Source organism: Pseudoalteromonas sp. NFXS39 (genome assembly GCF_040148775.1).
Classification (GTDB): Bacteria; Pseudomonadota; Gammaproteobacteria; order Enterobacterales; family Alteromonadaceae; genus Pseudoalteromonas; species Pseudoalteromonas apostichopi.
Genome location: NZ_JAGDEC010000001.1, coordinates 247,009 through 266,155, shown reverse-complemented (window position 1 = coordinate 266,155; position 19,147 = coordinate 247,009). Strand labels below are relative to the sequence as shown.

Here is a 19,147-nt window from a genome sequence, read left to right as displayed (position 1 = left end):
GTATGCAACAAGTTATAATGCCAAGCCCCATTGGAGATATTACCATTCAAAGTACATCAAAAGGCGTCAGTTATGTTGGCTTTTACCCAGTAGTTGCGATGCAAACAGAGGCTGTTGATGAGCACACCCTAACACCTATTTTAATATGTATAAGTGAGCTTAATGAATATTTTAATGGTCAGCGTACGCGTTTTACTGTTCCCCTTGATACGCAAGGTACAGAGTTTCAAAGGCAAGTATGGCGTGCGCTGATGGATGTTGAGTTTGGCCAAAGCAAGAGTTATCAAGAGATAGCACTTGCCATTAATAACCCAAAAGCGGTGCGTGCAGTGGGCGCTGCAAATGGTAAAAACCCGATTAGCATTATTGTGCCATGTCATCGAATTATTGGCGCAAACGGCAAGCTCACAGGCTATGCGGGTGGCCTTAAAAGAAAAGAATGGTTACTGAAACACGAAGGCTTGTTATAAAACAGCACTTTTACTGGGACAACGATTGAGATAATAAGAGTAAGGTAATAGATGATGTTGTCGCGCGATTAAGGTAGCATATTGCGACTTTAAAATTTGGGCAACATCATGGCACAGCTGTACTTTTATTATTCTGCAATGAATGCAGGCAAATCTACCACACTTTTACAATCTGCATTTAACTACCGCGAACGTGGTATGGAACCGGTTATTTTAACAGCGGCTATTGATGATAGAGCAGGTGTTGGCAAGGTGTCTTCACGGATTGGTTTACAGGCTGATGCGCATATTTTTGATGCAGATAAAGATGTATTTGAATTGATCAAATCATTAAATGCAGAGCAAAAGCGCCATTGTATTTTAGTCGATGAGTGCCAGTTTTTATCAAAAGACCAAGTAATGCAATTAACAGATGTGGTTGATGAACTTGGTATTCCGGTACTGTGTTATGGCTTACGTAACGATTTTAGAGGTGAGCTATTTAGTGGTTCACAATACCTACTTGCCTGGGCTGACAAACTAATTGAGTTGAAAACCGTGTGTCATTGCGGTCGTAAAGCTAACCATGTACTGCGTACCGATGAGCATGGTAATGCGATTGCAGACGGTAATCAGGTAGAAATTGGCGGCAACGACCGATATGTATCGGTGTGCCGCAAACATTATAAAGAATCGTTAAATCTCGGCCGCTAATGCCGAGATAAAGCTATCAATATCTTGCTTAGTGACGCCTAAATGGGTCACTAAGCGCAGTGGTTTACCTGGCGAAAATAGCATATTTTGTTCTTTTAGCGCATGTGCCACTGCCTTTAAATCGATATGTTCGGCAACATTTGCGTAAACAATGTTGGTATCGATTTGAAAAGCTGACGTATCAAAACCAGCCAACGAGTTTAACTGCTCTGCCAAATACGCCGCATTATCGTGATCCTCAGCAAGCCTTGCTACGTGATGCTCAAGTGCATACTGACCAGCGGCTGCAAGCATACCTGCTTGACGCATACCACCGCCGAGTACTTTACGCCAGCGGCGCGCTTTATCAATCAGTGCCTTGCTACCTAATAATAGTGAGCCAACCGGCGCGCCTAATCCTTTTGATAAGCAAATAGACACTGAATCAAAATACTGGGTGATTTCAGTGATATCAACACCTAACTTAACCGCCGCGTTATACACACGGGCACCGTCTAAGTGCAGAGCAAGGTTATGTTTATCAACACATTCTCTGGCTTGTTTAAGATAACTTAGCGGGAGAACTTTGCCGCCAATGGTGTTTTCTAAGCTAAGTAGTTTGGTTTTAGCAAAATGAAAGTCATCAGCTTTAATTGCAGCCACAACTTTGTTTAAATCTATGCTGCCATCGGCATTATTTTCAATTGGTTGCGGCTGAATAGAACCTAATACAGCGGCACCGCCACCCTCAAATTTGTAGTTATGCGCTTGTTGACCACAAATGTATTCATCACCACGTTCACAATGTGCCATCAATGCCAGTAAATTGGCTTGCGTGCCTGAGCTACAATAAAGGGCGCTTTCGAAGCCATGACGCTCAACAGCAAATTGTTCAAGCTGATTAACGCTTGGGTCGTCACCATAAACGTCGTCACCTACTTGGGCGTCATTCATGACCGCGCGCATGGCTGCTGTTGGTTTTGTAACTGTGTCTGAACGAAAGTCGATCATCTTATTATCCTTATACTAGTTCGTTAAGAATGGCTTCGCGGTCGGCTTGGTCAAAATAGCTCCAAGCAATAAAGCGACTAATTTTTTGGCCTTGTGCCATTTTTATAACTTTTACCTCTTTCACATCAAGTGTGCTAAGTAACTTTTTTATATGCGGTAAAGTGTCAGATTTAGAAACGAGCGATGTAAACCAAATGCATTGCTCTGCAAACTCTTGGCTCTCAATACACATTTTACTGATAAATTCGCGCTCACCGCCTTCACACCATAGCTCGTTTTGGCGGCCACCAAAATTAAGTACTTTTTGTGGTGCTTTGTTTAGGTTTTTCCATTTACGCTCAGTACCCGCTTTGGCCTTTTGCTCGCTGGCATGAAACGGCGGGTTGCATAAAGTTAGGTGGAAGACATCTTTATTCGATATCACGCCCTTAAACATTTTATCGGCGTTGTTTTGCTGCTTAACATTAATTTTCAGGCGGTTAAATTGCACAATTTGTTTAGCAATTTTAACAGACAAGGTATCAATATCTGAGCCTGTGAAGTGCCAGCCATATTCGTGATTACCAGTAAGCGGGTAAATCACATTTGCACCCGTGCCTACATCAAGTACTTTTACTTGCTTACCCGTAGGAATATGACCTTGGTTATCGCTTGCTAATAAGTCGGCTAAGTGATGAATGTAATCCACTCTGCCAGGGACCGGTGGGCAAAGGTAGTTGTCGGGTAAATCCCAAAAATCGATTTTATAATGGCTTTTTAATAACGCTTGGTTGAGGGTTTTAACCGCTAATGAATTGCTGAAATCAATCGTATCAGTGCCCGTTGGCGTTTGCGTTATATAAGATGTAAGGGCAGGAGTATCTTTGCATAGCAAAGTAAAGTCGTAGCCATTTAAGTGGCGATTTCGCGGATGCATTAAGGAAAACCTATCTGTTAGCCATATCAAAGGCTGATTGTACCAAATAAATCTTTGCTCTGAGTTAGTTTGCGGTGGATATTTTTCTGCAGAATCAGATAGATTTTAGTGTGTTAATAGCTTCGGTTTTGAAGTTATGTATTTACTAAGCAATTACACCTGATCAGGTGCTAACTAAATATTTAATTGATATTTATAACGATAAAATGGTTAGTTCAAAGAGTGTTTTGTTTTTATGGCGTAATTAGTTAAGTTCAATTTTATGCTTGCAATAAATTATTAACCGATAGTGATACTTGAGTACTTCATAAATGATTGAAATAGAGTATTTAAAATGCCATGTATGGACGAAGAACCAAATGCTTGAGTGGCATTTACTCTTTGTTTTTTCAGATGAACATCATATATTTGTTCTATATATGGTATTAGAATCTAAGGTAAATATGAATATTTCATTGGAAGAAATAGACAAAGCGAATTACGAATCTGTTTGTGATCTGGATGTGGCAGACTCTCAAGAAGAGTATGTTGCTTGTAATATGTGGTCATTAGTTGAGTCATTTTATAATACAGGTTATACGTGCAGGGCTATTTATAGCGACAATCTACCCGTCGGCTTTTTGATGTGGGTTCAAGAATCTCCTTACAAAATTTCAATTTGGCGGTTTATGGTTGATAAGAGCTATCAGAACAAAGGGATTGGTAGGAAAGCATTAACGCAAGCAATAGATGCTATTAAACAGAGTCCCACTGTTAAAGAAATCGAAATATGTTATGACCCAAAAAACCCTGTAGCTAAAGAATTCTATTCAAGTTTTGGTTTTCAAGAGGTTGGCTTGGACGAAGAAGATGATGATATGTTAGCTATTATTAGACTTTGAATTTTAACTACAAAAAATTTAACGGTAAGTTCAGCTTGCCGTTTTTCATTTCTGTTATTTATTTTTTAAAAAATACATAAGTTTTTTTTAAGGTTAGCAAAGTAGAGTGAGACACTAGGTAAAAAATAAACAAGATAATTTATAACTTGTTTATGTTTCAGATCATTAAAGTAACAATGATTGAACGCTACACTAAATCCACGAATTTCAAACGCATATAAACTATGTACTACTGTGAATGCGTTTCTGTACAAACGAGGCATTATGAATCTTAAAAATACAACAACTCATTACAGTACTATTTCAATTGCCTTACACTGGCTTATGTTTATTTTAATTGTGACGGTTTTCGCTAGTATTGAGCTACGTGAATTATTTGATAAAGGTACTGAAACCCGCGATGCTTTTAAAATGTGGCACTTTATGTTGGGCTTATCAGTTTTAGCTTTAGTCGTTGTGAGGATAGTTATGCGTGTATTGGCAGGTCCGATACCCGCAATACAGCCTACGCCTGCTAAATGGCAAGATGCTTTAGCTAAATTAGTACACATTGCGCTTTATGTGTTTATGTTGGCGATGCCAATAGCAGGCTGGTTAATATTGAGTATGTCAGGAAAACCAGTGCCATTTTTCGGTATAGAGCTTCCTGCATTAGCAAGTGAAAACAAAGAGTTGGGTAAGTCTATAAAAGAAATACATGAAACAGTCGGCGAGTTAGGTTATTACTTAATCGGCTTTCATGCCGCGGCTGCATTGTTTCACCATTATATTTTGGCAGATAACACCTTTAAACGTATGTTACGTCCTAAAAAGTAGATACAAGAAAAAAGCTTCTAACCCAAAATAAACTCGGGAAAAGTTCATAAAATGAATTGAAGAGAATTTTATTGGTAAATGAGATAGGTGACGGGGCCGAACAGATTATTTTTACCATACTTAAAATATGCGAATAAGGGTGAAATAAAGCATATCAAATTTAATTCCCAACTCTAAATTTTGTAGTGTCAGAAGGGAGGTAGCAATATGGAAATAAAAAGAGTACACAATGCTAAATGTCATTGTGGCACCGTTGAGTTAGAGCTGATTATGCCTCATGGTTTAGAAGACCCGCGTCGTTGTTCATGTTCCATGTGTCGTAAGCGTGGAGCAATTGCTGCTTCTGTTTTGCTTGAAAACCTGAAAATTATTAAAGGCGAAGATAACTTAACCCTCTATCAATTTAACACCATGGCAGCAAAACACTATTTTTGTAAAACATGTGGAATATATACTCATCATCAAAGGCGTTCTAACCCTCATCAATTTGCAATCAATGTTGCTTGTCTTGTTGGTGTTAACCCCTATGATTTAGAGCCAGTTAAAATATACGATGGAATCCATCATCCAAAGGATGAAGTTATCTTATAAATTAAAATATTAGCGAGTATTTTATAAAGCGTTATGCTCGGTTTGCCATTTGGATTGCTTCAAATTTAGTGATGGCGGCACATTGAGTTAGGCTTGATATCGGCGCTTTAGAAAAGCGCCGTAAGTTTTAACAAAAATGGTTACTTTAGCCCTTTCATACGTCAAAACGGTTCCTTGATTATCATTTCATAATGCTTGCTTTGCTGGATAGACTGGCGTAATTTGATACTGGTACGATGAGTCTATAAGAATAAAAAGGTCAAACGTGACGATTAAACAAGAATCAGTATTTATCAAACTCGCTGAGAACCAAACTTTACATTTACGCCGTATTAGCAAAACTGATGCGAAGGGCCCTGCGGTGTTTTTTATGCATGGTGCCGTTGAAAATGGCAAAATCTTTTACACTCACAGCAATAAAGGCTTAGCCCCTTTTTTAGCTGAGCATGGTTATACTTGCTATGTGGCTGATTTACGTGGTCGTGGTGAAAGTAAACCTGCGATTTCAAAGCATGCAAACTATGGACAAACTGAGGCTATTTTAGAAGATATCCCCGCATTTCTAGATAAAATTAAACAACTTGAAGGCGAGCCTGCTCGTTATTGGGTTGCTCACTCATGGGGCGGGGTGTTAATGAACAGTGTTTTTGCCCGTTTTCCTGAGTTGATTGATGATGTGAAAGCCTGCGGCTATTTTGGTTCTAAACGGTCTTTGTATAATCATCATCCGAGTAAGTATATTCAAGGTAATTTAATTTGGTATGGCTTGGCACCCTTAGTTGCCCGTAAGCATGGCTTTGTTCCGGCTAAAAAGCTGAAGTGGGGCAGTGATGATGAAACCCGTAAATCACATTATCAAAGTATGCAATGGGCTAAGCGTAAACCTTGGGTCGATACTGACGATGGCTTTGATTACGCCAACGCATTAGCTGATAAGGCACTGCCACCCATTATGCATGTGGCGGGTATTAAAGATAAAGCGCTATGTCAGCCTATTGATATTGAAAAGTTTATGGAAGAGTCGGGCATCGGCAAGCAAACGATGACCATTTATGGCCGTAAATTTGGCCATAAGGTCGATTATGATCACATAAATATGCTTACTCACCCACAGGCGCGTTTTGATCAGTTTGTTGATTTGTTGAATTGGTTTGAGACTCACGCATAAGCGTGTGCATTGCGCTCTCGTAGCGTTTGTATTTCTCTAATGCTTTATCACTTAACGGCTGCCTTACAGCCGTTTTACTGAGCGTTGCCACCGGTTTTTTTGACTTATAAAAATTTAAAAACTGCTTGCTGTACTCAATGTTTAAGAATTTACACAGCGCTGTTAGTGTTTGTTCGCTGTCGCTGACAAGTGCTTCATAGCTTAAATCAAAAATTGATTCTGGCATTACGTTTTGCCAATGTTCCATTAACTGCTGATACAAATCAAAATACTGTTTAAACTCTGGGAGAGAACAAAAGTAAGGTTCGTTTTCAGCAAAATAGTTGCTAAACACCGACCAAGCAATTGCATCATACTCTCGCTGCATATTAATAAATTTGGCATTAGGAAAGAGTAAGTAAATCAAACCAAGTGACTGATAGTTCGCAGGCAGCTTATTGATCATAAAGGGCCGCACAACTGGCGCTTGTTTTATTCGTTCAATATAAATATTACGGGCATTGTTAATTAGCCCTTGGTTTAGCTCTGCTAAGCAATCTGGGTAGGGGAGCTGTGTTTGTTGTTCAAGATATGCAACAACCTGATTACTGATACTGGCATCTTCACCTAAGCTTGCAAAATCATCATTGCTTGCCAACATTTGTTCTACTAGCGTTGAGCCACTTCTTGGCATACCAATAATAAATATGGGTGTAATGGTGCCTGTGAATGATTTGTCTCTAGCACCTATTAGCTCTTCGGTATTTTGCTCTATTATACGCTGATAAAAAGGCACTAAGTCACTGGTTTTAAACTGAGTAAGTTTAGTTTGTAATCTATTTGCTAGGCTGAAGTAGTTAAAGGCTTGCTCTGTATCATTAAGCTGGTCATAACTTTTACCTAGCGCATAATAACACACCATTTTTAAACGTAGGTTATTAGTCAATGTTAAAAATTGATGTAGCTCATTTATGTAATTCTGTTCGTTATTAAAGCGGCCAAACTGTACTAATTCAAATAATATGTACGCCGTAACTGGGTAATTTCCCATACTGAGAGCATGCTTTAAAATGCGATAAGCTTTGTCTAACTCACCATAGGTTAAATAATGCTGGGCGAGGTAATAATGCGGTTCAGGATTATGGCTAGCAATTGATTTAGCATATTCAAGTACAGTTAACGCATCTTGCGGTGAATGCACACCATTGAAGGCATCCGCAAGAGCATGTAAAGGTTCAAGCATATGAGGTAGGCGCTCACAGGCTCTTTGTAAAAGGTAAACCGCGGCATCATAACGCTCTAATCGCAGCGCAATGCGGCCTAATCCAAATAACGCTTCGCCATTTTCAGGATCTGAATCGAGAATGGTTTTAAAATGAAACTCAGCCTCTTTTAGCTTGTTTTCATTTAGTAGTTGATTCGCTTTCTGTAACAGCATAGTAATAGCGGGTTATTTGTTATTTTTATTTACTATAAAACGAAAAAGGCGAAATGTCTTTCGCCTTGGTTAACTATAAATATCCAGAATAAATCCGGGGTATCGACTTTCTAGGTTGATTGCTCAACCTAGAAAGCACTTCTATTAGAAAGTATATGTCGCTTTCACGTAATAGAAGCCACCGTTAATACCATATGGTGAAGTCTCGTAGTATTTACCACCCCAGTTGTTGTTTGGGATACCTGTACTATCGAAGAAATCAAGTTTCTCTGCTTCTTGGTCGAATAAGTTTGTCGCACCAACAGAGAAGCTAAGCTCTTCAGTTAGGAAGTAAGTAACTTCTGCATCAATTGTTACTGCAGCATCAGCTGTTTTGGCTGTTGCATCGTAATCTACGTGAACGCCTTGGTATTCACCATAGTAGTTAACACGTGTAAACGCCGAGAAGTTCTCCCATTGTTGTGCCCAGCTAAGCGTTGCACGGTGGTTTGGTAAGTCATTTTCTAGACGGCTTACTTTAAATTCACCTGTAATTGGGCTCGACTTAGTTACTTCGGTGTCGTTCCAGTTGTACGCTAAGCTAAATGTTGAGCTACCACCTAACAATTCAGTTGAATAGTTAGCAACCGCATCTACACCTTGTGTCGTTGTGTCAAAGTCATTTGTGAAGAAGCTAACTTGCGCTAAGTTTTGTACATTAGGTACACCAGCTGCTTCAAGTGTGTCTTTGTCTGCTTGGCTTAACTCAATTTTATCTGATTGACTGATACGGTCATCAACTTGAATGTTGTAGTAGTCAATGGTGAAGAATAAGTCGCCAAGGGTCCATACTGCACCAAATGTGTAGCTTTGCGACTCTTCAGGTTGTAACTCTGTACCACCTAGTTGCACAGCAATTGGGTTTGTTGGTGGTAAAAGTGCCGAGTCAACTAGAACACCGCTGCTTAAGTTAGTTTGAACGTTACTTACGTTTGCTTGACCAACCGTTGGTGCACGAAAACCTGTACTGATTGAACCACGAATGTTCAAGTCTTCAGTTAAGTGATATTGACCAGTTAATTTGTAGTTAGTTGTCGAACCAAATGTGTCGTAGTCTTCATAGCGCAGTGCTAAGCCCATTAAGAAGTCTTCTGTAAATGGTGCTTCAACATCAACATATGCTGCATAGTTACGGCGAGTATATTCGCCAGCATCAGATGGTTTGAAACCAGGGAAACCGTTCGAGCCGATACCAAAACCTTGTTGAGTTAATGGACCAGCTGTAAAAGATGCCACATCACCAGCGACAACAGTGAAGGTTTCTTCATGCCATTCAAGACCACCAGCAACGTTAACGTCGTAGGCTAAACCAAAGTCAAAACCTTTTGATAAATCAGCGTTGAAGTTTTTCTCTAACTGAGAATATTTACCAGGGCTAAAGTCACGAGGGCTTTCTGGGCCTAATGATGCATTGATTGTGTCGTAGATGAAGTAACGAGATTCGTTGTAACCAACTGTACCGCTTAAGTCATAGTAAGCACCTGCAAGGAAACCATCTGAGATTTCACCTTTAGTTCCAATTGTTAAAGCAGTATCTGTAATATTACCACCGAAGTTAGGTGTAAAACCGCCAGGTAGCATTTCGTTGAACGCAAAACAGTCTGGGTTGTTAGCAACTAGATCAATGTATCTTTGGTTATCTAAGACGTTATCATCAATCATGATGTCGGTAGGACAGTTACCGCTCATATCGCCTGTTAAATCACCAACAAGGAGTGTTTCACCGCCGTCATTTGAGTAAACACCTGGACGAGTGTGTGGGTTACGATAGTAGAAACCACCTCGTACATCACGCTCAGAGTAGTTACCAAACATATAGAATTCAGATGAATTGCTTAATTCAAGGCCAATGTTACCAAAGATTGAAATATCGTCATCGACTTCAGGTGCACCCCAAACTTGAGCAAGAGAAGAAACTTCTGGCACGCCTGCAGCGTTAAGTGCTGCTGCATCAGGACGTTGCACTGAGCGACTTGTAGCATCCGCAGTTTTATATTGGAAGCTTAAGTTAGCAAAACCGCTATCAGTAAATGGAAGACCCACATTACCTGAAATTTGTGTTGTGTCGCCATCACCTTCGTAGTATTCACCCTTACGGATTTCGAAAGAACCGCCTTCAGAGGCATCTTTTAAAACAAAGTTCATTACACCTGCGATTGCATCAGAGCCGTACTGAGCTGCAGCACCGTCACGAAGTACTTCTACTTGTTTTAGAGCAATACTTGGAATAACTGAGATATCGGCACCTTGAGCACCATCGTTGATACCACCACCCAAGAATGCGATAACAGAAGCACGGTGACGACGTTTACCATTAACAAGCACTAAAGTGCTGTCTGATGGAAGACCACGAAGGTTAGCTGGACGTACAAGTGACGCAGCATCACTAATTGGGTTTTGGTGAACGTTAAAAGAAGGAACAGAGCCTTTTAAAAGCTCTAGCATGTCAGTGTTGCCACCTTTATCTAGCTCTTCACCACCAATGATATCAATTGGTACAGGTGAATCACCAATTGAACGTGGTGCTGAACGAGTACCTACTACGGCAATTTTTTCTACATTTTTGTTAACTTTAGTTTCTTCAGCTGCTTGTTCTGCAGCAACAACCGAACCCGACACAAACAGGCCTGCTGTTGTTGTCGCTAAAGCAAATTTAATTGCTTGTTGTAGCGCATTATTTTTGAATTTCATTCTGACTTCCCCAGTTAGAATATTTGTGATTATGTCACCGAAGCTAAATGTTAAACTTGGTGTAAATCTCTTATACATCCTGTAAATTTATTTTGCAAATTGTTAATGTTATGTTGTTTGTTGGTTTTTTTGTGATTGTTTATTGCTCGTTTTTTGATTATGTCTATGAAATCAATGGGGATAATTTATTCCTTATTTTTATTGTTCATGTAAGAAAATATATAAAATATCTAAAAATATTTTAAAAAAGGAATTTTTTGAGTGAATTTTAAGCAGGTTTGGGTATGGAGTAGTCTATTGAGCTTGTTGCGGATTGCTGTTTAATTGCCACTGTTTTAATTTTTCTCGGTATTCATCCCATACACAGGGACAACAGCTACCACCACCACAACATTCATCTGGGGCTGGCTTTTGGGGTTTGGGCTCAGCCTGTTGTTTAGGTGTGTTCATTTTTAATACTGAAAAATAATTAGGACTAGAGTTTTAAGAATAAAACAAAACCTAATATAAGTAAATTATACTTTGTGAACGTCGCCTGCTGTGTGAAAATAACCTAATGCGATTATATAAAGTTATTCATAGAGCCCCGTTCCGAGTGGCTAAAATTACCAAAAAGCGTCAGACCCTACGTTTTAAGCGTGCTATGGTAGCACTTAAAATCGCACTTGCCCAAGAAAAGCAAGAAACAAAAGAGATGCTTCATATCTATAGACGATACACCCAAGGGCAAGCTACTAAAGAAGAATTGCATACTGCTAATGATCAATTCTTAGATATTTTGAAAGGACTTGGCTTAGGGGTATTTGCTGTATTGCCCTTTGCACCTATTACGATTCCTTTGGTTGTAAAACTTGGACAATGGGTCGGTGTTGATGTTCTACCAAGCTCTTTTAATATCAATAAGTCGATTAAAGAGCTTGATCAACAAGTAGAAAAAGAAGAAAAAGAGAACCAAAACAAAGACTGATTAGGTTTTGATTATCTAATTTTGCCTATACCTTTTGTACCAAGATATTGGTATGCTTAAATACCTTTTCTTTATATCGAGTCGTTTAATGAGTTCATTAATTCGCCATTCTTCTACGGGAATTCCCCTGTCATTTATCGCTAAAGCTGACCTATCAACCTGGTTAACCGAGCAGCCGCAAGCCTTACAAAATTGGCTAACAAATTGTGATTTCAAAAACAAAGGCATGGCCTTAATTGCTGATAGTGAATCGGGTTCACTTGAGCATGTGTATTGCTTAGTTAATGATTTGCAGGACTTTTGGTTGGCAGGTGACTTATCAACTAAACTGCCTGCAGGCTGTTATCAAATTCAAGGCGATGACAAATTTGTAGAACAAGTAGCGCTGGGTTTTGTGTTAGGTGGTTACGAGTTTAGTGAATATAAAGAAAAACCATCGCCACGTGCCACACTAGCTATTAAAGATGAAAGCTTAGTTAAGCGTTTATCGCAGCATGCAAGTGCAATTAATTTAGTGCGTGATTTAGTTAATACGCCTGCTGCAGATATGATGCCGCAACACCTATCACAAGTGATGGCTGATTTAGCCGACACCTTTGATGGTGAGTTTAGCGAATGGGTTGGTGATGAATTATTAGAGCAAAATTACCCAACAATTCATATGGTTGGACGTGCATCTGAGAATAAGCCTCGTTTACTTGATTTACGTTGGGGCGCAAAAGATGCTCCACAAATTACCTTAGTTGGTAAGGGGGTTTGCTTTGATTCTGGTGGTTTAGATCTCAAACCAAGTTCAGGTATGCGTAATATGAAAAAAGACATGGGCGGTGCCGCGCATGTTATTGGTCTTGCGCAGTTAATTATGGCTGCTAACTTACCAATTCGCTTACGTGTACTGGTACCTGCTGTTGAAAATGCGGTTTCTCGAAATGCATTTAGACCTGGTGATGTGATCAAAACTCGTAAAGGGATCACAGTAGAAATTGATAACACTGACGCTGAAGGTCGTTTAGTGCTGTGTGATGCACTTGCTGAAGCACAAAACGATAACCCAGATCTTATTGTTGATTTTGCAACCCTTACCGGTGCTTGTCGTGTAGCCCTAGGTACTGAATTACCAGGCTTTTTCTCAAATGACCGTGCTGTTGCTTCTAAATTGATGGATGCGGGTGAAAGCTGTCATGATCCTGTTTGGCAACTTCCTTTATTTGATCAATACAAAGCATTATTAAAAAGTGATGTAGCAGATATTGCTAACTGTGCGTCGACTCCATTTGGTGGTGCGATCACTGCAGCGCTTTATTTAAAAGAGTTCATTGAGCCAAGCACCCCTTGGGTCCACTTTGATGTAATGGCTTGGAACTTACGTGCATTACCAGGTCGTCCTACTGGTGGTGAGGCACTGGGTATTCGCGCTGTATTTAACTATCTACAAGACCGTTTCCAATAAATTAGAGCTGATATAACTCTAATGGTAAATCATCGGGATCAGCAAAAAACGTAAATTGCTTCCCGGTGATTTCATCCACTCTTATTTCTTCAACCTTGATACCTTTTTCTTCTAAATAGAGTTTAGATTTTGTAATATCAGCAACATTAAACGCTAAATGGCGAAGTCCTTGTGCTTCTGGGTAACTTGGTCTTTTAGGAGCTGCGGGAAACGAAAATAGCTCCAGTTGACTGCCATCTGGTAGTGCTAGATCTAGTTTATAAGAGTCACGTTCAGCGCGGTATAGTTCGTTAATTACCGGAAGTTTTAATATTTCACTATAAAAGTGCTTCGACCTCTCGTAGTTGCTACAGATGATTGCAGCGTGGTGTATACCTAATAGTTCCATGGTCGATTCCTTTTATGCTCATAAAAAAACGCGGACTAAGCCGCGCTTTTCTATTAATGAGTGCAGCTTTTTATTCTGCCGCTTTACATGCCGCAACAGCCGGTGCAACAAGTTCAAGACCTGTTTTATCACACTTAGGTAGAGCTGCATCAGATACCGCAATTGGTGTCACGCGCTCGCCCCATTTAATGTAACTTGCCGCCCACGTTAAGCCTGCACCAAATGCTGCTGACATAATATTTGAGTTTGGCTTGATTAGGCCTTGCTCAACAGCTTCACAAATTGCAATCGCAATTGTAGCAGCAGAAGTATTACCATAGTCGGCAATGTTCACCATTACTTTTTCGTCAGCTACTTTCAAGCGTTGCTGAATGGCTTGGATAATACGTAAATTAGCTTGGTGAGGAACTAATACATCAATATCATCAAGATCTAACTGTGCTTGGTTTAGCACGTCATCACAGGCTTCACTCATACCTTTAACTGCACGTTTGAAGATTTCACGTCCTTCGAATAATAAATTAGACGGACCAATTGGTTCGTATTTATTTAAGTCGCTACCAAAGTTTTCGATATGCAAAATATCACGATCTTCACTGTCACAACCTGTTTTCGTTGCGAGTAAACCTGATGGTGTATCTGAGGCTTCTAATACAACTGCACCCGCACCATCACCAAATAATACAGCACTGTCGCGACGAGCCCAGTTGATGTACCAAGTCATGCGTTCAGCTGCAATAACTACGGCTTTTTTGATCATACCTGAACGAATTTGTGCTGTAGCAGCTTGTAATGCATATAAAAAGCCTGAACATGCAGCATTAGTGTCCATTGCTGCTGCGCCTACCGCACCAATGTTTTTTTGCACTAAAGACGCCGTATTTGCCACCATAGTTGATGGTGTACAAGTCGCAAGAATCACAAGGTCAATGTCTTTACCTTCAACACCTGCACATGCAAGCGCGTGTTTTGCTGCGACAGTTGCTAAATCGGCAGTAGAAACATGGCTGACACGGCGAGATTTGATGCCTGTACGTGTTGTTATCCATTCATCATTGGTATCAACAATATTGCTAATTTCATCATTGCTGATGCTTGCTGGTGGTATACATTTACCCCAGCCAGTAATTTGGGCATAAGACATAATGTGTTCTCTTTATGTGGTCAGACTTGTTAAATTTTTCCGAAGTTATATCAAAAATCACTTGTTAACACTAGTTCATTGCTGCGCTACGTCGTAAATAATGGCATTTACTCAGCATTTAAGTTAAACCTAGTATAAAAAAGAGGCGATTATGAAAAAAATAAACCTAAAAATAAGCACATTATCGGTACTGACTTTATTATCTGCGTTTACGGTTCATGCTCAAACCACCATAATCCATGCTGGGAAAATGCTAGTTGGCACTGATCAAGATGTCAAAGAGCAGCAAACACTGGTTATTGAAGACAGTAAAATTGCAGCAATAAAAGCTGGTTTTCTAACAAAACAACAGTTAAAGCTCAGTGACGCAGACGTTATTGATTTAAAAAATCAGATGGTATTGCCGGGTCTGATTGATATGCACGTTCATGTTACCTTTGAACGAGATGCAAAGCGTAACCCACACCAATGGGCAACTGAATACGAAGCAGATTATGCACTGCGTTCTTTAAAGTACTTACAACGCACGGTAGAAGCGGGTTTTACCTCTGTGCGCGACCTTGGCAGCAGTTATCAAGTTATCTTTCCATTAAAGCGAGCGGTTGAACGTGGCGATATTGTTGGTCCGCGCATTTTTGCTGCAGGCGATATGATCACACCGACCGGTGGCCACGGTGACATGCATGGTTATCGCCGTGATATTACCAAAGCAACAGAAGGGGGTGGTTTGGGTGTCTGTGATGGTGCTGACGACTGTACTCGTGCAGTGCGCGATGTAATAAAAAGTGGTGCTGATGTGATTAAAATTACTGCGACAGGTGGTGTTTTAAGTAATACAGCTGCAGGGGTTAATCAGCAATTTACTGATGAAGAGCTCAGTGCCATTGTCAACACCGCCCATCATTTAGGTCGTAAAGTCACCGCTCATGCTCATGGTACGGAAGGTATAAAAGCTGCACTTAGAGCGGGTGTCGACTCAATCGAACATGGCTCTTTTTTAGATAAAGACACAGTTAAATTATTTAAAAAGCAAGACGCGTATTTAGTCCCTACTTTGTTAGCTGGTGCAACAGTAAAAGAAGAAGTGCTAAACAACCCGAATATGCCAAAAGCCATTGCTGATAAAGTAGAAATCGTAGCGCCAAAAATGGAAGCGTCTTTTAAATTAGCTTTAAAAAACAAAGTTAAAATAGCCTTTGGTACAGACTCAGGGGTATCTAAGCATGGTGATAATGCCAAAGAGTTTGATTTATTAGTAAAATATGGCATGACACCAAAGCAGGCAATTAAATCAGCCACCGTTGAAGCTGCTAAACTATTAGGTCAAAGTGATAGCCTTGGTGACTTGAGTGTTGGTAAACAAGCAGATATTATCAGCGTTAATATGAATGTACTTGATAACATTAGTGAACTTAGTCAGGTTCAGTTTGTTATGAAGGACGGTAAAGTGCTCAAACAGTAAGGGTTACTATGGGCGGTAAAATTAAAGAGACGTTATTTAATCATTTGATTGATGCAGAGCGACAATTGCTTGAACCAGAAGTGCGGCAATCCACTGAAGCGCTTGATGCATTACTTGATGATGATTTTATTGAAATAGCCGCCGATGGCACGTCTTTTAATAAGTTCCAAGTATTAACCCGTCTGCCAACTGAGGTGGTGCCGCAATTTTACAATCAACATTTTAAAGGTCGTATGCTCAGTGAGGATATTGCACAACTAAGCTATCAAGCGGCCTTTAGACGCTCTGCCCGCTCTGAATTTAACTATTCAGTTCGCATGTCACTGTGGCGTTTTAATGGTAAACAATGGCAAATGGTGTTTCATCAGGGAACGCCTTGTGCTGTTTTTACAATTTCAATGGACGATGATTAAGCCTTAAAGAGTCCGCTATGCAAACCGATCCGGCGATTAGTCGCCTACTAATTTTGAGAAGCGCCGCAATAGCAGTGCAGTTTGTTGCTGTGATTGCAGTGTATTTTCTATTTGAATACCAAATACCTTTACTGCCGTTACTTGCTGTTATTTGTGTTGAAGCAATTTTTCAGCTGTTAAGTATATTAGCTTATCGAAAAGTAACAAAAGCTAAACCTGCTGCTGTGTTGATGCAATTAACTGCTGATTTGCTGTTTTTAACTATTTTACTCTCGTTAAGCGGCGGGGCAACCAATGCGTTTGTTTCATTATTGCTGTTGCCAATAATGATAGCTGCAGTGTCTGTTAATGCCAAAGGACTTGCTTATACCGCTGTGTTGGCAATCGCAGCTTACAGTTTTTTACTGATACGAATGCCTGAGCACACCATGCATCAAATGCAAATGACACACCATTTTATTGGTATGTGGATTAACTTTGTTATTAGTGCAATTGTAATCGCGTTTGTAATTGGCACATTAAATAGTACCTTACGAGCTAGAGAAGCCACCATTGCACGAACCCGTGAACAGCAGTTAAGGCATGAGCAGTTATTAACTCTCGATGGCGCTGCAGCACAAGTGACACACCAACTAGCGACACCAATCGCAAACTTACAGCTTTTATTTGAAGAGTTGCAAGAGCAACAAGCTGATGATCCTATTGTCCAAGAAATGGCTAAACCATTAGCACAATGTAAAGAACAGCTTGAGCACTTTAGAGCACTATCAAATGCATTAAGAACCGGTCAAACACAGCAGGTGATCAGCGCGGATACATTACAAAATACCATTCAAGATGCTATGACCCTGCATTTTCCTGAGCAAAGCATACATTGGCAAAATGATGCACCAGAATGCTCTATTTTAAGTGACGCCATGCTGTTACCAGCTATTTTGAATTTACTACAAAATGCTGTTTCAGCGAATAATCAGAGCCAACAAAACATCATAGAAGCTGATTGGCAAATAGATAACCAACAACTTTCTTTATCATTGCGTGATTTCGGTCAAGGCTTTAGCGAGCAACAAATGGCATCATTAGGTGGTCAGCTAATGCCAAGTAGCGGCGGAATGGGGATGGCAGTTATGTTATCTAATGCGACTTTAGAGCGCTTAAATGGCTCATTAACACTCTGCAATCACCCGCAGCAAGGTGCAATTGCAATGGTTAGTTTAAAAATTGTATGAAACTTTTAATTATTGAAGACGATGTAAATCTTGCCACCACACTTGCAAGGCGCTTTACAAAGCAAGGCTTTACATGTGAACTGGCTCATAACAGTGAACAAGCATTACAAAAATTAGCCACTTTTGAAGCAAGTCACTTTTTAGTGGACTTGAAACTTGGCGATGATAATGGCCTCGCATTAATTAAACCAATTAGAGCTCAATTTCCAACAGCACGCATTGTATTGCTCACAGGTTTTGCCAGTATCGCCAGTGCGGTTGAAGCAATACGTTTAGGAGCTAATGATTACTTACCAAAACCTGTTGATTTTAATGCATTAATAAGAACCATTTTAGGTAATACAGAGACGAGTCAATCACTGGATGACACAAAGCCAAATCAGATTATGTCACCAGAGCGACTTGAGTGGGAGCATATTCAGCATGTATTGCATAGCAATAATGGCAATATCTCCGAGACAGCACGCCAACTCAATATGCATCGAAGAACTTTACAACGTAAATTACAGAAAAAACCCGTACAACAATAAAGTGATTGTTTAATAAACTGAAATAATGAGAAAGTTAATGATAAAGTATTAATTCAATGCAAATAGGTACAAAACTCGACCTCTTTGATTTGCTGCATTGCTGATCGTTAACTAAAGTCAAAATAACCCTGTTAGTTGTATGAGTCTGGCGTATGCATTTTTCAGAACTTAATTTCTTCGCGATATTTTTTGCTGCCCTTGCATCTTTCCTATTGGGCGCTGTGTGGTATTCTCCTTGGCTTTTTAAACGAATTTGGATGGAAAGCTGTGGCTTAACTGAACTTGACCTACAGAGCATTAACCCGTTTATGGTGTTTGGTGGCAGCTTTGTTTTATGTTGTTTAATTGCTTTTAGTTTATCGTTATTTATTGGTGCAAATGTCAATGTAGGGGTGGCTGTTGGCACTGGCTTTATTATTGGTTTATGTTGGGTCAGCTGTGCTTTGGGAATTGGTTATATCTTTGAACAGCGACCATTAAAGTTGTTTTTAGTTAATGCAAGTTATTCAATATTACAGTTTTCTGTTATTGGCTTAGTTTTGGGGCTCTGGCCTTAACATGTTAAAGTATGCTTTTAGTTTAGTAATGTAGTTGTAATGGCAAAACCAAACAAAAAAGGCCCGACTAAAACTGTCGATATTTTTTGCTCACAATGTAAAAGCCAATTGTTTAAATACCGCAAAGGTGGAAAAGGGGCGTTGGTTAAATGTTTTGTCGAACGTATTAGCCAAGACTTTACCAACGAAACCGGTATTTGTCCTGACTGCCAACGTCAATTCGCCCGCCAGACCATGATCCGTGGCACACCTGCTCTAAAAATTATTGGTGGTAAGGTGACGCATAAGTAGCATTTAAAATACGGACATTTATCCTCGTTTATTCCTCATGCTCT

At 39.9% G+C, this 19,147-nt stretch carries 21 protein-coding genes; 14 read left to right on the top strand and 7 right to left on the bottom strand.

Annotated elements, in window-relative coordinates:
- Window positions 1–2 precede the first annotated feature (2 nt).
- Both J3455_RS01145 and J3455_RS01140 read left to right on the top strand, forming a co-directional pair.
- Window positions 3–470 (top strand): methylated-DNA--[protein]-cysteine S-methyltransferase, encoded by a 468-nt coding sequence (locus J3455_RS01145; RefSeq protein ID WP_167658914.1) that lies wholly within the window; start codon window positions 3–5, stop codon window positions 468–470.
- A gap of 108 nt (window positions 471–578) precedes the next feature.
- Window positions 579–1,163, top strand: a complete 585-nt coding sequence (locus tag J3455_RS01140; RefSeq protein ID WP_058584247.1) for a thymidine kinase — start codon at window positions 579–581, stop codon at window positions 1,161–1,163.
- Here J3455_RS01140 and ltaE read toward each other — a convergent pair.
- Window positions 1,146–2,153, bottom strand: a complete 1,008-nt coding sequence (ltaE, locus tag J3455_RS01135; RefSeq protein WP_349560808.1) for a low-specificity L-threonine aldolase — start codon at window positions 2,151–2,153, stop codon at window positions 1,146–1,148. The genes J3455_RS01140 and ltaE overlap by 18 nt on opposite strands.
- A gap of 10 nt (window positions 2,154–2,163) precedes the next feature.
- The gene (rlmF, locus tag J3455_RS01130) at window positions 2,164–3,069 is read right to left on the bottom strand and encodes a 23S rRNA (adenine(1618)-N(6))-methyltransferase RlmF (RefSeq protein ID WP_349560806.1); all 906 of its coding nucleotides are present in this window, start codon (window positions 3,067–3,069) and stop codon (window positions 2,164–2,166) included.
- A gap of 443 nt (window positions 3,070–3,512) precedes the next feature.
- On the opposite strand from rlmF, the gene J3455_RS01125 reads away from it, so the two are divergent.
- The 4 genes from J3455_RS01125 to J3455_RS01110 all read left to right on the top strand — a co-directional run bounded on the left by J3455_RS01125 (window position 3,513) and on the right by J3455_RS01110 (window position 6,525).
- A complete protein-coding gene (locus J3455_RS01125; protein WP_349561103.1) occupies window positions 3,513–3,950 on the top strand; it encodes a GNAT family N-acetyltransferase in 438 nt (145 codons plus the stop codon).
- 264 nt (window positions 3,951–4,214) lie between these two features.
- Window positions 4,215–4,766 carry a cytochrome b gene (locus J3455_RS01120; RefSeq protein WP_349560805.1) on the top strand — a complete coding sequence of 184 codons (552 nt, stop codon included), beginning with the start codon at window positions 4,215–4,217 and terminating at the stop codon, window positions 4,764–4,766.
- A gap of 207 nt (window positions 4,767–4,973) precedes the next feature.
- Entirely contained in the window at window positions 4,974–5,357 is a 384-nt protein-coding gene (locus tag J3455_RS01115; protein ID WP_349560803.1) for a GFA family protein, read from the top strand.
- A 265-nt stretch (window positions 5,358–5,622) separates the two neighbouring features.
- The gene (locus tag J3455_RS01110; RefSeq protein ID WP_130052488.1) at window positions 5,623–6,525 is read left to right on the top strand and encodes an alpha/beta fold hydrolase; all 903 of its coding nucleotides are present in this window, start codon (window positions 5,623–5,625) and stop codon (window positions 6,523–6,525) included.
- On the opposite strand, the gene J3455_RS01105 is transcribed toward J3455_RS01110, so the two are convergent.
- The 3 genes from J3455_RS01105 to J3455_RS01095 all read right to left on the bottom strand — a co-directional run bounded on the left by J3455_RS01105 (window position 6,458) and on the right by J3455_RS01095 (window position 11,122).
- Complete coding sequence (locus tag J3455_RS01105) at window positions 6,458–7,942, bottom strand: tetratricopeptide repeat-containing sulfotransferase family protein (protein WP_349560801.1); 1,485 nt, start codon at window positions 7,940–7,942, stop codon at window positions 6,458–6,460. The two genes, J3455_RS01110 and J3455_RS01105, sit on opposite strands and share 68 nt — an antisense overlap.
- Before the next feature lie 144 nt (window positions 7,943–8,086).
- The gene (locus J3455_RS01100; RefSeq protein WP_167658937.1) at window positions 8,087–10,672 is read right to left on the bottom strand and encodes a TonB-dependent receptor plug domain-containing protein; all 2,586 of its coding nucleotides are present in this window, start codon (window positions 10,670–10,672) and stop codon (window positions 8,087–8,089) included.
- A 294-nt stretch (window positions 10,673–10,966) separates the two neighbouring features.
- Window positions 10,967–11,122: an oxidoreductase-like domain-containing protein gene (locus J3455_RS01095; protein ID WP_130052485.1), complete on the bottom strand. Its 156-nt coding sequence runs from the start codon at window positions 11,120–11,122 to the stop codon at window positions 10,967–10,969.
- A 106-nt stretch (window positions 11,123–11,228) separates the two neighbouring features.
- Between J3455_RS01095 and J3455_RS01090 the strand changes: the two genes are divergently transcribed.
- Both J3455_RS01090 and J3455_RS01085 read left to right on the top strand, forming a co-directional pair.
- Complete coding sequence (locus J3455_RS01090; protein WP_167658935.1) at window positions 11,229–11,639, top strand: hypothetical protein; 411 nt, start codon at window positions 11,229–11,231, stop codon at window positions 11,637–11,639.
- Window positions 11,640–11,727: 88 nt separating this feature from the next.
- A complete protein-coding gene (locus J3455_RS01085) occupies window positions 11,728–13,089 on the top strand; it encodes a leucyl aminopeptidase family protein (protein WP_349560799.1) in 1,362 nt (453 codons plus the stop codon).
- A gap of 1 nt (window position 13,090) precedes the next feature.
- Here J3455_RS01085 and gloA2 read toward each other — a convergent pair whose 3' ends face one another.
- Both gloA2 and J3455_RS01075 read right to left on the bottom strand, forming a co-directional pair.
- Window positions 13,091–13,477 carry an SMU1112c/YaeR family gloxylase I-like metalloprotein gene (gene gloA2, locus J3455_RS01080; RefSeq protein ID WP_130052482.1) on the bottom strand — a complete coding sequence of 129 codons (387 nt, stop codon included), beginning with the start codon at window positions 13,475–13,477 and terminating at the stop codon, window positions 13,091–13,093.
- A gap of 70 nt (window positions 13,478–13,547) precedes the next feature.
- A complete protein-coding gene (locus J3455_RS01075; RefSeq protein WP_349560797.1) occupies window positions 13,548–14,621 on the bottom strand; it encodes a ketoacyl-ACP synthase III in 1,074 nt (357 codons plus the stop codon).
- A 151-nt stretch (window positions 14,622–14,772) separates the two neighbouring features.
- Between J3455_RS01075 and J3455_RS01070 the strand changes: the two genes are divergently transcribed.
- The 6 genes from J3455_RS01070 (at window position 14,773) to J3455_RS01045 (ending at window position 19,103) form a co-directional block, all read left to right on the top strand.
- On the top strand, window positions 14,773–16,083 hold the full coding sequence (locus J3455_RS01070) for a metal-dependent hydrolase family protein (protein ID WP_502935084.1): 1,311 nt from the start codon (window positions 14,773–14,775) through the stop codon (window positions 16,081–16,083).
- Between the two features lie 8 nt (window positions 16,084–16,091).
- A complete protein-coding gene (locus tag J3455_RS01065; protein WP_348708432.1) occupies window positions 16,092–16,496 on the top strand; it encodes a nuclear transport factor 2 family protein in 405 nt (134 codons plus the stop codon).
- Window positions 16,497–16,513: 17 nt separating this feature from the next.
- Window positions 16,514–17,725 carry an ATP-binding protein gene (locus tag J3455_RS01060; protein ID WP_256853820.1) on the top strand — a complete coding sequence of 404 codons (1,212 nt, stop codon included), beginning with the start codon at window positions 16,514–16,516 and terminating at the stop codon, window positions 17,723–17,725.
- Window positions 17,722–18,255, top strand: a complete 534-nt coding sequence (locus tag J3455_RS01055) for a response regulator transcription factor (RefSeq protein ID WP_130052477.1) — start codon at window positions 17,722–17,724, stop codon at window positions 18,253–18,255. Before J3455_RS01060 ends, J3455_RS01055 begins: the two co-directional genes overlap by 4 nt.
- A gap of 152 nt (window positions 18,256–18,407) precedes the next feature.
- On the top strand, window positions 18,408–18,812 hold the full coding sequence (locus J3455_RS01050; protein WP_130052476.1) for a DUF1761 domain-containing protein: 405 nt from the start codon (window positions 18,408–18,410) through the stop codon (window positions 18,810–18,812).
- Window positions 18,813–18,851: 39 nt separating this feature from the next.
- A complete protein-coding gene (locus J3455_RS01045; protein WP_130052475.1) occupies window positions 18,852–19,103 on the top strand; it encodes a hypothetical protein in 252 nt (83 codons plus the stop codon).
- Window positions 19,104–19,147: the final 44 nt, after the last annotated feature.

Excerpts from the sequence above, each read along its gene's own strand:
- J3455_RS01145 (WP_167658914.1), top strand. The coding sequence starts at position 3 with ATGCAACAAGTTATAATGCCAAGCCCCATTGGAGATATTACCATTCAA.
- J3455_RS01140 (WP_058584247.1), top strand. The coding sequence starts at position 579 with ATGGCACAGCTGTACTTTTATTATTCTGCAATGAATGCAGGCAAATCT.
- ltaE (WP_349560808.1), bottom strand. The coding sequence starts at position 2,153 with ATGATCGACTTTCGTTCAGACACAGTTACAAAACCAACAGCAGCCATG.
- rlmF (WP_349560806.1), bottom strand. The coding sequence starts at position 3,069 with ATGCATCCGCGAAATCGCCACTTAAATGGCTACGACTTTACTTTGCTA.
- J3455_RS01125 (WP_349561103.1), top strand. The coding sequence starts at position 3,513 with ATGAATATTTCATTGGAAGAAATAGACAAAGCGAATTACGAATCTGTT.
- J3455_RS01120 (WP_349560805.1), top strand. The coding sequence starts at position 4,215 with ATGAATCTTAAAAATACAACAACTCATTACAGTACTATTTCAATTGCC.
- J3455_RS01115 (WP_349560803.1), top strand. The coding sequence starts at position 4,974 with ATGGAAATAAAAAGAGTACACAATGCTAAATGTCATTGTGGCACCGTT.
- J3455_RS01105 (WP_349560801.1), bottom strand. The coding sequence starts at position 7,942 with ATGCTGTTACAGAAAGCGAATCAACTACTAAATGAAAACAAGCTAAAA.
- J3455_RS01100 (WP_167658937.1), bottom strand. The coding sequence starts at position 10,672 with ATGAAATTCAAAAATAATGCGCTACAACAAGCAATTAAATTTGCTTTA.
- J3455_RS01095 (WP_130052485.1), bottom strand. The coding sequence starts at position 11,122 with ATGAACACACCTAAACAACAGGCTGAGCCCAAACCCCAAAAGCCAGCC.
- J3455_RS01090 (WP_167658935.1), top strand. The coding sequence starts at position 11,229 with ATGCGATTATATAAAGTTATTCATAGAGCCCCGTTCCGAGTGGCTAAA.
- J3455_RS01085 (WP_349560799.1), top strand. The coding sequence starts at position 11,728 with ATGAGTTCATTAATTCGCCATTCTTCTACGGGAATTCCCCTGTCATTT.
- gloA2 (WP_130052482.1), bottom strand. The coding sequence starts at position 13,477 with ATGGAACTATTAGGTATACACCACGCTGCAATCATCTGTAGCAACTAC.
- J3455_RS01075 (WP_349560797.1), bottom strand. The coding sequence starts at position 14,621 with ATGTCTTATGCCCAAATTACTGGCTGGGGTAAATGTATACCACCAGCA.
- J3455_RS01070 (WP_502935084.1), top strand. The coding sequence starts at position 14,773 with ATGAAAAAAATAAACCTAAAAATAAGCACATTATCGGTACTGACTTTA.
- J3455_RS01065 (WP_348708432.1), top strand. The coding sequence starts at position 16,092 with ATGGGCGGTAAAATTAAAGAGACGTTATTTAATCATTTGATTGATGCA.
- J3455_RS01060 (WP_256853820.1), top strand. The coding sequence starts at position 16,514 with ATGCAAACCGATCCGGCGATTAGTCGCCTACTAATTTTGAGAAGCGCC.
- J3455_RS01055 (WP_130052477.1), top strand. The coding sequence starts at position 17,722 with ATGAAACTTTTAATTATTGAAGACGATGTAAATCTTGCCACCACACTT.
- J3455_RS01050 (WP_130052476.1), top strand. The coding sequence starts at position 18,408 with ATGCATTTTTCAGAACTTAATTTCTTCGCGATATTTTTTGCTGCCCTT.
- J3455_RS01045 (WP_130052475.1), top strand. The coding sequence starts at position 18,852 with ATGGCAAAACCAAACAAAAAAGGCCCGACTAAAACTGTCGATATTTTT.